General features: G+C 52.9%; 17 protein-coding genes and 1 pseudogene. 11 read left to right on the top strand and 7 right to left on the bottom strand.

From position 1 onward, the window contains the following. Window positions 1–13 precede the first annotated feature (13 nt). From NDI45_RS05325 to NDI45_RS05315, 3 genes are all read right to left on the bottom strand, one after another. Entirely contained in the window at window positions 14–784 is a 771-nt protein-coding gene (locus tag NDI45_RS05325; protein WP_190794162.1) for an NUDIX domain-containing protein, read from the bottom strand. Continuing rightward, entirely contained in the window at window positions 721–1,344 is a 624-nt protein-coding gene (locus NDI45_RS05320; RefSeq protein WP_190794161.1) for a nicotinate-nucleotide adenylyltransferase, read from the bottom strand. Before NDI45_RS05320 ends, NDI45_RS05325 begins: the two co-directional genes overlap by 64 nt. Before the next feature lie 224 nt (window positions 1,345–1,568). Beyond that, complete coding sequence (locus NDI45_RS05315; RefSeq protein ID WP_190794160.1) at window positions 1,569–2,930, bottom strand: nicotinate phosphoribosyltransferase; 1,362 nt, start codon at window positions 2,928–2,930, stop codon at window positions 1,569–1,571. A gap of 758 nt (window positions 2,931–3,688) precedes the next feature. Here NDI45_RS05315 and NDI45_RS05310 point away from each other — a divergent pair. From NDI45_RS05310 to cysE, 5 genes are all read left to right on the top strand, one after another. Next, complete coding sequence (locus tag NDI45_RS05310; RefSeq protein WP_190794177.1) at window positions 3,689–4,030, top strand: DUF760 domain-containing protein; 342 nt, start codon at window positions 3,689–3,691, stop codon at window positions 4,028–4,030. A gap of 59 nt (window positions 4,031–4,089) precedes the next feature. Then, a complete protein-coding gene (mutY, locus tag NDI45_RS05305) occupies window positions 4,090–5,277 on the top strand; it encodes an A/G-specific adenine glycosylase (protein WP_348246696.1) in 1,188 nt (395 codons plus the stop codon). Window positions 5,278–5,373: 96 nt separating this feature from the next. Further along, window positions 5,374–5,559: a hypothetical protein gene (locus NDI45_RS05300; protein WP_348246695.1), complete on the top strand. Its 186-nt coding sequence runs from the start codon at window positions 5,374–5,376 to the stop codon at window positions 5,557–5,559. Window positions 5,560–5,883: 324 nt separating this feature from the next. Then, entirely contained in the window at window positions 5,884–6,249 is a 366-nt protein-coding gene (locus NDI45_RS05295; RefSeq protein WP_348246694.1) for a resolvase, read from the top strand. A gap of 129 nt (window positions 6,250–6,378) precedes the next feature. Beyond that, window positions 6,379–7,140, top strand: coding sequence for a serine O-acetyltransferase (gene cysE, locus NDI45_RS05290; RefSeq protein WP_348246693.1), 762 nt, complete (start codon window positions 6,379–6,381; stop codon window positions 7,138–7,140). A gap of 72 nt (window positions 7,141–7,212) precedes the next feature. Here the strand turns inward: cysE and NDI45_RS05285 are convergent, their stop codons facing one another. Further along, on the bottom strand, window positions 7,213–7,851 hold the full coding sequence (locus tag NDI45_RS05285) for an Npun_F5749 family FMN-dependent PPOX-type flavoprotein (protein WP_348246692.1): 639 nt from the start codon (window positions 7,849–7,851) through the stop codon (window positions 7,213–7,215). Window positions 7,852–7,859: 8 nt separating this feature from the next. Then, window positions 7,860–7,940, bottom strand: a pseudogene (locus NDI45_RS05280) (Uma2 family endonuclease); the annotation flags it as partial. A gap of 297 nt (window positions 7,941–8,237) precedes the next feature. Here NDI45_RS05280 and sfsA point away from each other — a divergent pair. Both sfsA and NDI45_RS05270 read left to right on the top strand, forming a co-directional pair. Then, window positions 8,238–8,975 carry a DNA/RNA nuclease SfsA gene (gene sfsA, locus NDI45_RS05275; RefSeq protein WP_190794156.1) on the top strand — a complete coding sequence of 246 codons (738 nt, stop codon included), beginning with the start codon at window positions 8,238–8,240 and terminating at the stop codon, window positions 8,973–8,975. A 56-nt stretch (window positions 8,976–9,031) separates the two neighbouring features. Continuing rightward, a complete protein-coding gene (locus NDI45_RS05270; protein WP_190794155.1) occupies window positions 9,032–9,256 on the top strand; it encodes a hypothetical protein in 225 nt (74 codons plus the stop codon). Here NDI45_RS05270 and ylqF read toward each other — a convergent pair. Further along, a complete protein-coding gene (gene ylqF, locus NDI45_RS05265) occupies window positions 9,240–10,145 on the bottom strand; it encodes a ribosome biogenesis GTPase YlqF (RefSeq protein WP_348246691.1) in 906 nt (301 codons plus the stop codon). The two genes, NDI45_RS05270 and ylqF, sit on opposite strands and share 17 nt — an antisense overlap. Before the next feature lie 115 nt (window positions 10,146–10,260). Next, window positions 10,261–10,767 (bottom strand): CDP-diacylglycerol--glycerol-3-phosphate 3-phosphatidyltransferase, encoded by a 507-nt coding sequence (gene pgsA, locus NDI45_RS05260; protein ID WP_348246690.1) that lies wholly within the window; start codon window positions 10,765–10,767, stop codon window positions 10,261–10,263. Between the two features lie 150 nt (window positions 10,768–10,917). Here pgsA and NDI45_RS05255 point away from each other — a divergent pair, with 150 nt between their 5' ends. From NDI45_RS05255 to NDI45_RS05240, 4 genes are all read left to right on the top strand, one after another. Then, the gene (locus tag NDI45_RS05255; RefSeq protein ID WP_190794152.1) at window positions 10,918–11,301 is read left to right on the top strand and encodes a DUF3110 domain-containing protein; all 384 of its coding nucleotides are present in this window, start codon (window positions 10,918–10,920) and stop codon (window positions 11,299–11,301) included. Next, window positions 11,298–12,434, top strand: a complete 1,137-nt coding sequence (locus NDI45_RS05250; protein WP_348246689.1) for an ABC transporter permease — start codon at window positions 11,298–11,300, stop codon at window positions 12,432–12,434. The genes NDI45_RS05255 and NDI45_RS05250 overlap by 4 nt, the downstream gene beginning before the upstream one ends. A gap of 200 nt (window positions 12,435–12,634) precedes the next feature. Next, window positions 12,635–13,147: a transposase gene (locus tag NDI45_RS05245; RefSeq protein WP_348246688.1), complete on the top strand. Its 513-nt coding sequence runs from the start codon at window positions 12,635–12,637 to the stop codon at window positions 13,145–13,147. Between the two features lie 98 nt (window positions 13,148–13,245). Beyond that, window positions 13,246–15,102 (top strand): hypothetical protein, encoded by a 1,857-nt coding sequence (locus NDI45_RS05240; RefSeq protein ID WP_348246687.1) that lies wholly within the window; start codon window positions 13,246–13,248, stop codon window positions 15,100–15,102. Window positions 15,103–15,154: the final 52 nt, after the last annotated feature.

Genomic DNA, 15,154 nt, shown 5'->3' with positions numbered 1-15,154 from the left:
AAAAAGACCTTTGCTAAATAAAGACTAACGGCTTGTCCTTAAAAGGAGCAAACGCATCGGCATCAAACCGATAAAGGCTGGCAGGCCGTCCGGCTCCGCGTGAGATTTTGACTCCGGTATCCTGTAGAAAGCCGAGTTTTAACAGGCGCGATCGAAAATTAGAATAATCTGAGAAATTTTCGCCTAAAACAGTCGTGTAAAGCTGATATAAGTCGCTGAGAGTAAACAGTTCGGGCAGCACTTCAAAGGCAACAGGACTGTACTCTAACTTATTGCGAAGCCGACGATAACCATACTGTAAAACCTGGTTGTGATCGAATGCTAAAGGCGGAACCTGCTGAAGCGGATACCAGGCAATGCCACTCACCCCGTCTGCAATCAGTTTGGCTTCGGCAAAGCGTACCAGCGCGAAATAACTGACCGAGAGATAGCGCACGCCATACTGATGCTGGCTTTCACGCGGATCGCGATCGGGTCCGCCAAAAGTATAAAGCTGCTCCAGATACAAATTTTCAACCCGAATCTTTTCAGATAGCACCCGATATGCCGCATCTTCGAGCGATTCACCCTTTCGAACAAGGGTTCCAGGCAGGCTCCACTGTCCCAAAAACGGCTCTTCCCGACGCATCACCAACAGCACCAGCAGCCGATTTTGCGCGGTATCGACTGAAAAAATCACGTTGTCCACACCCACTTTAAAGTCGGCTAGAATTCCCGCGATTACCTCTTTGGGGGAACTGCTTCGCAACGGGTCGGTAGATTTTTTGGTGCTGCGTCCTGCCATGTGTAGAGCTGTTCTCGATGAATGTATGCCTCGATCGGCGGAATGACGGCTTCAGCGTCTCTAGTTTTCCGATAATCGGTAGATGAAACGTCTGGTACGGGGATAGAGGCGATCGTTACGCTGGCTCCCATTTGTCTCAAGGGTTCTAAGTCTACCTCGCTTAAAGGATAGCCCGGTCGTGGAATCACGAGTAATCGAACTTGCTGCAACAGTTCCTCAATGCAATACCATCGGGGAAGCTGCGCCACCAGATCAGAGCCAATGACCAGCGTAAAGTCTGCGTCCTGCCAGCGTTCTCTGGCGCGCTGCACCGTAATCAATGCTCTGGGATGGCTCAATTCCGCCTCCAGGCACAAATTGTGGCGCGGCGGATCAATATCTTCGATCAAAAGTTGCAGCATCGCTGCCCGATGAACAAGCGGCGTCTGGTGAGACTTAAAGGGATTGTCGGATGCCCAGACTGCTACCTGATCAAACTGACCTGCCAGCCAAGCCAAAACTGCCTGATGTCCGGCGGTTGGTGGGTCTGCGCTGGTTCCGAAAAGGGCGATCGAGGTCATGAGTAAGTGAGTGGATGAGTAAGGGGCTAGACGGGATGGGGGTGGAGGAATTTGTCGATGGATCAAACGATTCGTTAAAAGCGATCGGAGGTGTTCATAGGTTCAATCCTGCAATATCAACATTCACCACTATTTCGCTAATATTTCGCCATTGTTTCGCCACTGTGAAAACCCCAAGACCCAATTCACTCTCCGCCTCCTTATCTCCTCATTCCATTTCTGCCTCAAACTCTCCGCCTGGTTTCCTCAATCAGGGCTTGCAGGGCAGCAGAGATTGGGGGGGCGATCGTTTCCGGGTGGTGAATGCGGCGAATTGGTTCAGGTAGGCTGTTGATATTGGTGAGGGTGCGATCGGCGATCGTTTGCAGGGATTCAGGAGGGATGATGCGCTGACCCTGCTTAAGAACGGGCTGAAGGACGGGCTGTTCGTTTGGTTCGGGGGGTTCGCTGATCAGTCCCAGTCGATCGCCCTTAAATTGTCCCTGCTCAGTCTGTCCTTTCTCAATGCGGCGAAAAATCTGCTTGCGTCCGGGGTAGGTGGCCTTGCCTTCGGAAGCTTTCATAACCGGGATGCCGTCGATCTCGACCAGTTTATACACGCCGTTGATCGGGTTGCCGGAGACAAGCTTGGTGCCAATGCCGTAGCTGTCGATTTGTGCGCCTGCGATCTGAAGGCGATCGATTTCAAATTCATCGAGGTCACCGCTTGCCACAATGCGCGTGTCGGGCAAAAGCTGACGAATCTGCTGGGACTGGGAAACCAGATCGCCAGAGTCGAGCCGGACTGCTTTGAGGGTGAGGTTTTCTTGCTGGATGCCCACAGCGAGTCGCTGGGCTGCGGCGATCGAATCGTAGGTGTCGATCAGCAGCGTTGCGCCGGGGAAGTAGCGGTGAAATGCCTGAAACGCCTCGTCTTCGGTTCCTTCAAGCGCAGCCAGTGCCATGACTAGAGCGTGTGCCATTGTGCCACTTGGCTTTTGCCCGACCTGAAAGGCGGCAAGAACGTTTGAGGTGGCATCAAATCCGGCTGCCAGTGCCGCTCGTGCTGCAAAGAGAGATGCTTGAGGACCAAATGCCCGCCTTGTGCCAAATTCGAGCAAGCTTGCAGACCCGGCAACGTCTCGCATTCGCGCTGCTTTGGTGGCAATCAAGCTTTGGTAGTTGAGGAGATTTAGCAAGCAAGTTTCAACGATTTGCGCCTGCCACAGGGGAGCTTCAATCCGCAACATCGGCTCATTGGCAAACAGCACCGTGCCTTCAGGAACTGCCCAGACATCGCCTGTGAAGCGTCCGCTTGCCAGCACCTCCCAAAAACGATCGGGCACATGGGCAAAGATTCCGGTGGCTTGCAGGGCAGCAATTTGTTCTGCGCTAAAACTGAGCTGCTCCAGATAGTCGATCGCCTGCGCCAGCCCCATTGCCACGATGTAGCCAAAGTCTTCGGGCAAACGACGGGTGAACAGCTCAAAGCTTGCCCATTTCCCAGCGATGCCTTCTCCCACATAGCAGGCAGCCATTGTGAGCTGATACAGATCGGTGAGTAGGCTGTAATCCTGGGAGTTCAGGAGCAGTGCCGTATCTGGCATAGGGAATGGAAGGTAAATGGCTCAGAATGAATGGCTCACACTCGATGCACGGGTGTAGCGATCGTCCCGATCAGGAAAATCTATCAGCCTAGTAAGTATCAGCCTATTAATTATAGTTAAATTTACTAAAAGTTTTGGTAATCGTTCGCAGGATTCGGTTCGATCGTGTCACAGAAAGCTGATATTACACAAGCATTGCGTTCTGTGCTCCAGATCATTCTGCTGAATACTCAACTTTTGTAAATGATCCTACCTCCAACCGATTATATTGAGTTGAACTAAAATTTTCGATCGCTAATGTTCCCCATTAGTGCTCACAATCCAGCATTTCTAAACAGAGATAACTTGTGCAATTCGGGTATGAGCAGCCTGTATACTCTGAAGGGCGATGGCTGAACTGGATATGGCTTGCTCGACTTTTCTGAGTGATTCTAAACAGCGATCGAACTAGTGGTCGCAAAAACCGGGCTTTCTCTCACTGCTTTCCCGAATCAGTGTCCCTGTAGGGTCGATGAAATCCTTCCGCAAGTTTTGCCTGATGCGGTTGAAGAATCCCTCAACTCATCATGGCGTTGACCTCACTTCCTCTCACTTCCTCAAGTCGTGTAACTTCCCCTGCTCCGGTTCGGTTCTGCCCACTGCGATCGATCCTCAAAACTTGTTACATTAATTGACATCAGAGCGATGTCATCGGTGAAACAAGCAGAGAGCATCCCTGATACATCAAGCCACTGTCCACCATGGATGAGGTTCCCAACGTGAACGACGCAACAAAACGGCTATCAGAATTTTTTGAGGGCAGCAATACAACGAATGAACTGTGGCAATATGTCCAGTCCCTCAGCCCCGAAACCGTTGCTCAACTTTCTCGACCTCAATCGCGGGAAGTGCTGCAAGTGATGGAGCGCAACATTATTGGTCTTCTGGGCGGTTTGCCCCCTGAGCAGTTCGACGTGACAATTACGACCAGCCGTGAGGATCTGGGTCGGCTGCTGGCTTCCGCAATGATGAGCGGCTATTTTATTCACAGTGCTGAGCAGCGCATGAACTTTGAGAGATCCTTGCAAGGCGCGATCCTGACCGAGGACGAGGCAGCGTAAGTTTTCTGGAACGGGCAAGGCAACCGAGCAATATAATTGCTCATCCGTAAAATGGAGCTATGCCCATCTCTTCTTTTCATCCGACTTATAACGACAATCCCAATCCGGTAGGTCAAACGATCGATCTGCCGGGTTTTCGTTTGTCTGCTGATCAGCCTGGGAAGGATTTATCGAATCACGAAATTCATGACCTGCGGCAGAACTTGCTGCGATGGTATGGCGAATCGGGGCGAGATCTGCCCTGGCGACGCACCCGTGATCCTTACGCCATCTGGGTTTCGGAGATTATGCTTCAGCAAACCCAGGTAAAAACGGTGATGCCGTATTATGAACACTGGATGCAGCAGTTTCCAACGATCGCCCACCTTGCCCAGGCAGACCAGCAGCAGGTTTTGAAGGCATGGCAGGGGTTAGGCTATTATGCCCGCGCCCGCAATCTGCACCGAGCCGCCCAAATCATCCTGGCTCAGCATGGCGGCAAATTTCCCCAGGATCTTCCATCTGTGATGTCCCTGCCCGGAATCGGGCAAACCACCGCAGGCGGAATTCTCAGTGCCGCATTTAACCAGGCTGTACCGATATTAGATGGTAATGTAAAACGAGTGCTGGCACGGCTGAGGGGAATTGACGTTCCGCCGAGTCAGGCAATCAAAGCCCTCTGGCAGATTTCAGCCTCCCTGCTCGACCCCCAGCAGCCCCGCGACTTTAATCAGGCATTTATGGATCTGGGCGCGACCATCTGCACCCCCAAAAATCCTGCCTGTTTGCTCTGCCCCTGGAACCCTCACTGTCTGGCGTATCAAACCAATATGCAAAACGAACTGCCCGTCTCTGAAAAGCGTGCCCCGACTCCTCATAAGCAAATTGGCGTTGCCGTCATCTGGAACGATCGCGGACAAATCTTGATCGATCGCCGCAAACAGGAAGGTCTCTTGGGCGGACTCTGGGAATTTCCGGGCGGCAAGATCGAGCCAGGTGAAACCGTCGAAGCCTGTATTGTGCGCGAGATTCAGGAAGAGATCGGGATTGAAATTACAGTAGGCGATCGACTCATCACGATCGATCACACTTATACTCACTTCCGCGTCACGCTAAACGTGCATCACTGCCAGTATGTGAGCGGAGAACCGCAAGCGATCGAGTGCGATGAGGTGCGCTGGGTAGAAGTGGCTGACCTAGAGCAATTTCCCTTTCCGCAGGCAAACGTGCAGATTATCGAGGCGATTAAACAGCAACAGCGGCAATGAGATACTAGAAGGCAATTAGAACCATCCACAGAAATTGTCGATCGCTCAAACCTGAGCAATGATAGATTCATTCACCTGAAGAATGTGATCTGGAATATGGCAGACCCGATCGATAACCTCCTGAAACAGGTTCAGCAAGGCGAAACTGCACGATCGTCCTCACCTGCGAACTCGCTGTCGCCGATTGAATCTTCTGCGGTTAAGTCAATCGATTATCTCCTGGCTGAATTCGAAGCAACTACCAGCACCCCAGTTCAAACCGTCCCACACGGCAAATTCTGAAACTCGTCAGCCCGAAAAACAGCGGCAAGAAGCAATCGCACAACAAGCGCAAGCGTGGCTTAACTGCCTTCACCCTCACAACGGCAATGCTCTGTTTTTTGAAAAGCTAGCTGAAAAATATTCTTCTCGATTGGAAGCGGCGCTCGATTTTTTGGAGCTAAACCAGGAATAGGCTGGCTCTGTTCGCCTTATTTCTGCTCACCTAATAACAGAACAGTTTAGAAATCAGCAACTTAATCCAACCGCCTGACATAGCCGCGATTTTTGTCTTAGACTAGGACAGGCTAATCGCAGCATAAGAACTGCCTCGGTAAGGGTGAATTTATGGACGACTTGTTGAATGCTCAATTAAACGCTCAGGCGACGGCTCAGGGGCTAATGACGGTGGAAGCAGTCCAAAAGGCATTGAACCGATCGCGAGCATCGGTCTATCGCTACGCCAACACTAATCCTTCTGACCTCAATCCGTCTTACGATGCGCGGAAGCTTAACCCGGAACTGCGGGTGAATAAAGACGATCCGCTTTTGTTTCACCCCAACGAAGTCGCTCGTTTTGCTCAAGATGTGCTGGGCATCAAGCAAGTGACGATCGAGGTGCAGCAGCCCAGTGAAAACGTAACCCACGATCTGCTGCGGGCAATTTTAACCGAGCTTCAAAGTCTGCGATCGGCATTGAAGGATCAATCGTAGAATTCATTCGCGATCGGATATCCTTTACCAGCAAATTTCATCTCTCCATAACCTGCATCTCATCCAACCGTTCTCAAAATGTATTAGCCTTTAAACTTGGAAGATTTTTTGGAACCGGGGTAGCTGCTTGTGCTAAATCCTGCGATTGCTTCGCTCACGGCTGATTTCCGCATCATTTTCGATCGTGACCCTGCGGCGCGAAACTGGCTGGAGGTGATGTTTTGTTATCCCGGTCTTCAGGCGTTGCTGCTGCATCGGTTTGCCCATCGGCTGTATAAGCTGAACATCCCGTTTATCCCTCGTCTGATTTCCCACATTGCCCGCTTCCTGACTGGGATTGAGATTCACCCTGGCGCACAAATCGGTCAGGGCGTCTTCATCGATCACGGGATGGGCGTGGTGATTGGCGAAACGGCGATCGTCGGCAACTATGCGCTGATTTATCAGGGCGTCACCTTGGGCGGCACGGGCAAAGAGAGCGGCAAACGCCACCCCACTCTGGGCGAAAATGTGGTCGTTGGAGCCGGGGCAAAGGTGCTGGGCAATATCGAAATTGGCAACAATGTCCGCATCGGCGCAGGCTCAGTCGTGCTGCGAAATGTGCCTTCTGATTGCACTGTTGTCGGCATTCCAGGACGCATTGTGTATCGCGCAGGCGAACGAGTTGATCCGTTGGATCACGGTCAGCTACCCGACTCCGAGGCGCAGGTGATCCGGGCGTTGCTCGATCGGATTGAGGCACTCGAACAGCAGGTACAGGCATTACAGCCTCCTGCCCCACAGCCTAAAGTTGAAGTGAAGGTTGAAGATTCCACTCGCGTTCCCGTAACAACAAGCTGTCGCCTCAACGACAAGATCATCGAGCAATTTCTCGACGGTTCGGGGATTTAGGAGAATTTCAAGCTCTAGGCAATCCCACGACAGGCGATTGAACACTTTCCCGGTAGGTTCCTGAAGCCTACATCAGGGATTCACTTCTTCCTTGGTCCATTCGTCGTTCGTTTTCTGATAGACATACCGATTTTGAGGATCGCCGCGCAGCAGCAAATGATCGACCTGAACCGGATCGAGCAGCAGCAAACAGAAGTTAGGCGGAGGCTCGATCGCATCAGGCGGAGGCGGAGTAAAATCACTTTCGGCAGTTCGCAACTGTCCCGAAGCTGCCCAGGCAAACTGTAATCGAGCTGCATCCGACAAATCCTGCCACTGGGTCTGCCGTGCCTGCACCAAAGTACGATCGCCAAAATCTGCCCGAACGATCGTCAACATTCCCAGCAGACGAAACTGCTCTCGCGTTTTGGGAAAATACCAACACAGCTCGCCCCACGGATTCTGCTCGATTTGGGCAGCCTTATCGCTGCGATCGTCGGTAATAAACTTAAGCTGATTCATGTCGCCCAGAAAGCCGCGAAACACGACGGTGCGATTAGCAGGACGATAACTCGCGCCTGAACCATTTTCGGAAGGGGACGATTGCGTTGGTGAAGATCGGACAGTGGCAAGCTGGGCATAGCGAGAGTAAATTAGCGATCGATTGCGGTGCAGTGCGCCTGTGAGAGCAGCCCGCCAGGGAGCCAAAATGAGGGAATGGGTTTCAGTCACGTTTACTCGTCAATATATTCGCTGGCAGGTTTAGTTTCTGGAAGCTGCAAAAACTCCTCTAGCCTGAACCTCTGGGACGGTGCTTGCATCGTGATCGATCGCTCCACAAACGCCAATCAGACTCCCTGGCTCTCCTTTATCTTAATGGTTTGAGGTTTTCTGGCGGGGAAAGGAGGCTTAAAGCGTGGATAATCAGATTCGACAATCCGATTCGACCCAGAAGGATTTAGACGTGCAGTAAATTCCCAAATCGCTTCTTGCTCGTGAGTTTGAAGTAAACTTGCTGTCTTTAAAGTCCCCATTAATGGAGAATTTAGGGGGCTAAAGCACTTCTGCCACGACTTCGATCGCCGCTCAAGCCCGTTTCTCTGTTTATTCCTGTTCCTATGCCTCTTGCTGACTGGATTTATCCCTTTCCGCCCCTGCTTCCCGGCACACTGATCAAACGCTACAAACGCTTTTTTGCCGATATCGAGCTGGATACCGGAGAAACGATCGTCGCCCACTGCCCGAACACAGGTCCAATGACCGGGGTCTGTTTACCAGGAAATCGGGTGATGGTTTCGATAAGCAATAGCCCGACGCGCAAGCTGCCCTACACCTGGGAGCTAATCGAGGTTGAGGATAGGGTTTGGGCGGGTACGAATACAGCTATGCCAAATCGCGTGATTGAGTCGCTGCTAACCGCCCGGCTTTTGCCGGAGGTGGGAGAATATGACCAGATTCAAAGAGAAGTTCCCTATGGACAGGATAAAAAGAGCCGGATCGACTTCCTTTTAACTGGCGAAAATACCGCTCGACCGATTTTTATCGAGGTGAAAAATACGACCTGGGCACGAGGGACGCTCGCTTTGTTTCCTGATACCGTAACCACGAGAGGACAGAAACACCTTCAAGAGCTGATGGCTCTGACTCCGCAGGCACGGGCGGTGATGCTGTACTTCATTAATCGCGGCGACTGCACGCAGTTTGCACCGGGCGATCAGGCTGATCCGGTTTATGGGCAGCTTTTGCGTCAGGCGATCGATCGTGGGGTAGAGGTGTTGCCCTGTCGGTTTGAGATTACCCCGCAGGGGGTTCGCTATTTGGGGTTGGCGGAGTTCAGGATCTGTCAAATTAATTGAAATGAGCCAGAACTGCTGCCAAAGGGAGTTTGGTGAATTTAAGAGGAGAACACTGAATGAATCCGACTCAAATCAACTGCGCTGAAGCCTGTGTGAATGGCTGCGTTCTGGGCGATGCTCAATGTCCCAACAAAGAGCACCGCGAAAAGGCTTCCAGGTTTATTCAAGAAACGTCTCTCGATCAAATGCTGGCGATCGCGGAAGAATCGCTCCGTCGCCGCACGACCGCATCCCAGCCTAAATGGGTCTTCCCCGAAGATGGGGTCAATCCAAACCAGTAGTCAGAGAATTCAAGGCTGTTGAGTCGATCGCAGGCGGCAGTTCCAGTGGAATTGCTCCCAAAATGCCTTTACGAAAATCGTTGAGAATCTGATTGGCTGCCCGCTCTTTGTCTCCCTGGTACCGCGCTTCTGCCAGATCAGCAACAAAGCTCTCTCCGGTGCGCGGTTGGAGGGCGAGGGTGTAGCGATCGCGCAACGGTTCTTCTGCAAATAGGTTAGGCGACTGGTGAAGAATTTGCTTAATCCGATCGACCAAAGCCGCCGCAACCCGCTGATTATCGTAGGCAGCCTGGCCGATATCGTCGCAAAAGGCAAGCTTCAGGGCAGCGTCCTGATCGTTTAAGCGGGAAGGCAATACGCCCGGTGCATCCAGCAATTCCAGTTCGTCGGAAATTCTCACCCACTTAAGCTGGCGAGTTACTCCGGCTCGACGGGCACTCTCGACGACACGCCGCTTGAGCAATCGGTTAATCAGGGCAGACTTACCCACATTGGGAAAGCCGATCACTACTGCACGAACTGGACGGGGCAGCATTCCACGATCGTGTCTGCGCTGGTTGATTTTTGCGCCCACCTGTCGGGCTGCCTGCGCCACGCCGGAGATGCCCTGTCCCCCATGGGCGTCGGTGAAATAGGGCTGTTCGCCTGCGGCGCGAAACCATTTCGTCCAGTCCTGCTGCACGGTTTGCGGAATCATATCAACGCGATTGAGAATCAGCACGCGCTCTTTGCTGCCGATCCACTGTGAGACCTGCGGATGACAAGTTGCCAGCGGAATCCGGGCATCGCGCACCTCCAGCACCACGTCCACTTTTTTGAGCTGTTCTTGCAGGGCTCTCTCGGCTTTAGCGATGTGCCCCGGATACCACTGAATCGGCGGTGAAGTCATTAGCGGATAGAGTAAGTTGGATAAAGTATTTAATTCGGTTTCTTTAATTGTGACAGGCGCGAATTGTGACAGGCGCACGACGATCGCCCGATCGCCCTGCCGTATCAGCGAAGCTCTACTTGGGCTGCGGCAGCAGATAGATCGCGCCTGAAATCAGCGTTAGAATCACCGCCAGCCAGAAAGCAGCCAGCGCAGCGGCAGTCCAGGCAGCCGGAAGCGGAGCAATTAGGAGGGCGATCGCCGCAATTTGGGTGACGGTTTTGAGTTTGCCCCAGAGGTTTGCCCCAGAGATTTGGGTTTGGTTAACGCGCCAGCCTGCGATCGTCAGTTCGCGTGCCAGGATGAGAAACACCCCCCAGGCGGGAACCTGTCCCAGTTCGACCAGTGACAGCAGGGGAGCCAGCACCAGCAGTTTATCGACCAGCGGATCGAGAAATTTTCCCAGGTCGGTGACTTGATTGAGCCGCCGCGCCAGATAACCGTCGAGCCAGTCGGTTCCGGCCGCCAGCAGAAAAATTGCCAGGGCGATCCAGCGAGTGCGATCGATCGGATGAGCCAGCAGCACCAGCAGCAGCGGCACACCCAGCAAACGAGAAACCGTAATCCAGGTGGGGAGATTCATGGGCGATACGCTTTGGGGAAACTGCGAAGCATACGGAGACAAGCCAGCGATAAAAACTTTTCGGTCAGAATTCAGCCAAAACAAAGGGCAAAAACTTAGAATTATCCTTAGCCCAACGTCTATTATCCAAACTCGATCGCTTTTATCGCTATGCGTGTTTTTGTTTTACTGTTTCTGAATGCTCAAACCAACGAAGAGGGAATTCATACGCTGAGGATAGGCGATCGAAACACCGTTCTCATGTTTGAGTCTGAAGACGACGCAACGCGATTTGGGCTATTGCTAGAAGCACAAGATTACCCCAATCCCAATGTTGAGGCGCTTGATTCGGAAGAGATTGAGGAAATCTGTCAAGACGCAGACTATGACTGTAGGCTGGTTCCTGAAGGAACGCTGCTGATGCCGCCCGAATCGAGTATCGAACAACCCGAATGGCAGGAAGATGGAACTCCGGGTGAGCCGGCTGAAGCAGAATCAGAAATGCCTATGTCTGAGCTAGAGCAAATTCGGCGGCGACTGGAGGGACTGCTATGAGCTGGTGGCACAAGCTAAAAAATAACGGTTTGGCGCGGTTTGGCGCACTGGTGCTGCTGCTGTTTTATCTGGTAGTGATTTTTGCTGAGTTTGTTGCGCCCTACGATCCTTATGCTTCGCAAGCTGACGGATCGCTGCTGCCGCCAACGCAAATCTACTGGCGCAATGAGCAGGGACAGTTTATTGGTCCGCACGTTTACCCCACTACGCAGGGTCCGGTCGAGCTTAAAACGGGCGATCGCTTGCTGAAGGTCGATCGAAGTCAGCCCTCTCCGGTGCGGCCGTTTGTGCAGGGCGATGAGTACCGCTTTTTGCAAGTCAAGCTGCCCTTACCGACACGATTCTCCCTCACGAATCCTCAAATTGAGGAAGTCGAGCTGTTTCCCGGCATTCCAGGGAATTTGCACCTGTTTGGCACAGCAGGTCTGGGCAGGCTAAATCTATTGGGAACCGACGAAGCCGCTCGCGATCAATTTAGCCGTTTGATTTACGGTGGGCGGGTGAGTCTCAGTATTGGACTAGTAGGGATTTTGATTTCGTTTCCGCTAGGACTGCTGGTGGGCGGCATTTCGGGCTATTTTGGCGGCGTTACCGATGCTGTGCTGATGCGCATCGTGGAAGTGCTGATGACGATTCCGGCGATTTATCTGCTGGTGGCACTGGCGGCGGTTTTGCCTCCGGGATTGACCAGCTCGCAGCGATTTTTGCTGATTACGCTGATTACGTCTTTTGTGAGCTGGTCAGGTCTGGCGCGGGTAATTCGCGGGCAGGTGCTTTCGCTGAAGCAGCGCGAATATGTGCAGGCGGCAAAGGTGATGGGTGGCAGACCGCTCTATATCATCCTGCGCCATGTGCTGCCGCAAACCGCGACCTATGTGATTATTTCGGCAACGCTGGCGATTCCGAGCTTTATTGTGGCGGAGGCAATTTTGAGCCTGATCGGGTTAGGGATTCAGCAGCCCGATCCGTCCTGGGGCAATATGCTGTCGCTGGCAATTAATGCTTCGATTCTGGTGCTGCAGCCGTGGCTGGTGTGGTCACCTGCCATTTTGATTGTGCTGACAGTGCTGGCATTTAATTTGCTGGGGGATGGCTTGCGGGATGCGCTTGATCCGCGTAATACGCAGCGTTAGAAGGGATTAGGGTCTGAGTACCGTAGGGTGCGTTAGCGTCAGCGTAACGCATGATTTCCCATTGTGGAGTGCCCTCAACTGCAAAGCCTCTTCAACCGTCCGCACCCATTAAATTAAGCGTGATTTGCTGAATCAGGGAATCCTCCTCCACGAAACCCGATTACCCCGAAGGGGGAACTGCGAAGCAACCGCCCTACGCTATGCCCTACTACCGCAGAAGCAAAATTGCAGGCGGCACGTATTTCTTTACCCAGGTCACGCATCAAAGACAGCCCTGGCTCTGTAGCGAGATTGCCCGATCGCTCCTACGCTCGGCTTTGCTCAAGGTTGGTGCCAAATATCCATTTACGATCGAGGCGATCGTTCTGTTGCCTGACCATTTGCATTGTATTTGGACATTGCCGCCGAATGATAGCGATTATGCAACGCGATGGCGATTGATTAAAAGCGAGGTGACGCGGCAGGGGTCAGACTTGCTGGGGGTGCAAGCAAGCCGGAGTGAATCGCGGCAGAAGCGGCAGGAGGGCAATCTTTGGCAGCGACGCTTTTGGGAGCATACGATTCGGGATGAGGCGGATTTTGCGCGGCACTGTGATTATATTCATTACAACCCGGTGCGGCATGGGTTATGCGAGCGGGCAGTGGATTGGCAGTATTCGAGTTTTCACCGCTTTGTGGCGCAGGGGGTGTACTCGAAGGATTGGGGGATGTAGGGGGAATGGGTGCCGTTTTTGGAAGGGGGCGATGGATGAGGGGAATGTTGCGCTAAGGGTTGTTATCGTTTTGGGGTGGGTGTTTCGGGGTTTGGGTCATGCGTTACGCTATCGCTAACGCATCCTACAAGATCTACGATCGCACTGCTAACTTAATGGCTGAACCTGAAGTTGCTAATCATTTAGGACTCCATATCGAACCCAGTATCAGCACCGTCCAGACTATATCCTCCTTTGACGTTGGTGAAGTCAGCACCTATCAGAATGGAGTCATTAAAGTAAGTGCCTTCACAGTTAGCGAAGCTCAAGTCAGCCCCGCTCAAGTCAGATCTATTGAAATCGACGAATTCAAGGTTAGCCCAACTCAAGTTAGCATTTCTCAGGTTGGCATCGGACAGATCACTGTAAGCAGGCTCGATCCTTTGGGCATATCCATATCCACTCAAATCAGCCCCACTCAAATCAGCCCCACTCAAATCAGCCCCGTTCAGGTTAATACCTCTCAACTCGGCATCCTGCAACTTGGCTCCTCGCAAGTTGACTCCGCTAAAGTCTCTTTCTCCAGCAGCGTAGCGTTGCAACAATTCCTCAGCAGTCACAACTTCAGTCTCCAAAACACTACTGTCCCTACCTGGACAGAATTCCTTCGAGAGACGACTCCATTTAACCTTAATTTCAAAATTACCGATCTCCCATCTGGTCAACTCGCAGAAGCCTCTCTCACCAGCTACGACTCTACAGGTCGCCCCACCTCCGGCACCCTCACCCTTGACATTGACGGCAATGGCTTAGGCTGGTTTATCGACTCCACTCCCTGGGACAACAGCGAATTCTCCACCACCCTCATCGATACTGCCTTCCGCGCCACCCCCGGCTCCGCTGCCTTCGGTCGCTACGACTTGCTCACCACCATTCTCCACGAAACCGCCCACCTCGCAGGCTTCATCAACGGCTATGCCGGATTCGATGCCCATGTCAAAACGATCAACGGCACACCCACCTTTGTCGGCAACGGCTTCACTGCTCCCCTCACTCCGGATCGCTCCCACCTCGACTCCCGCTTCTTCCCCCACGACCTGATGAACACCACCCTCGCCCCCGGTGTTCGTAAACTTCCTTCTGCCCTCAATTTGAAAATTCTGGAAACGATTCGTGCCTGGGCAGAGGAGCAGGGGAGCAAGGGAGCAGGGGAATTGAGTCTGACCTCACCGCTGACGGCTCCGGCACTGATCGGCATTCAGAACGGCAGCTTCGACTCCCCCACTGGCTGGGATACCCGTGGTGCAGCACAAATCCTTGCAGGTCAAGCCGTCCTGCGCGAAGACTCCCCGCTCCTGACCAACTTCTCCCAGGCCTTCCTCATTCCCGAAGGCGCAAAAGCACTGCAATTCACCCTGGTCAGCACCGACCTTGACAGCAGCAACAACGCTCCCGGCGATGCCTTTGAAGCCGCCCTGCTTGATGCCCGCACCCTCACCCCGATCGTCCGTTCAATCAGCGGACTCAGCAACACCGATGCCTTCTTCAACCTGCAACAGAGCGGTGATACCTTCGCTGGCACTGGTGTCACTGTGCGGCAAAACCCCAACAACACCCGCACCGTTACCGTAGACCTGACCGGGGTTGAACCCAATACCCTCGCCACCCTTTACTTCGATCTGCTGGGCTTTGGGACCAGGGAAGGCTCCGTCACGATCGACCCGGCATCCTCACTAGCAGCGAACTTGACCCCGTTGCCGCTGACAACACCACCACGACAAACCAAAACCCGTCCTGCTTCGGCTGACGAACGAGCGTGTTCTGTAAGTTTTGCGAAGATTAAATCATGCGTTACGCTGTCGCCAACGCATCCTACGAGATCTCTTCACCTGAAGATTACCTGCTCTAGCCCCCTGAGCGAATACCACGGAAAAAAGCAACCCGGTGTTCCATTAGAAACAATACATCGACGATAACGGGAACGTTCCCAATTCCCCTGTGAGTCCTTCTTAAACTCAACCAGCATAT

The organism is Leptolyngbya sp. GB1-A1, assembly GCF_039962475.1.
Lineage (GTDB): Bacteria > Cyanobacteriota > Cyanobacteriia > Elainellales > Elainellaceae > Leptolyngbya_A.
This window is presented reverse-complemented; position numbering and strand designations above follow the sequence as displayed.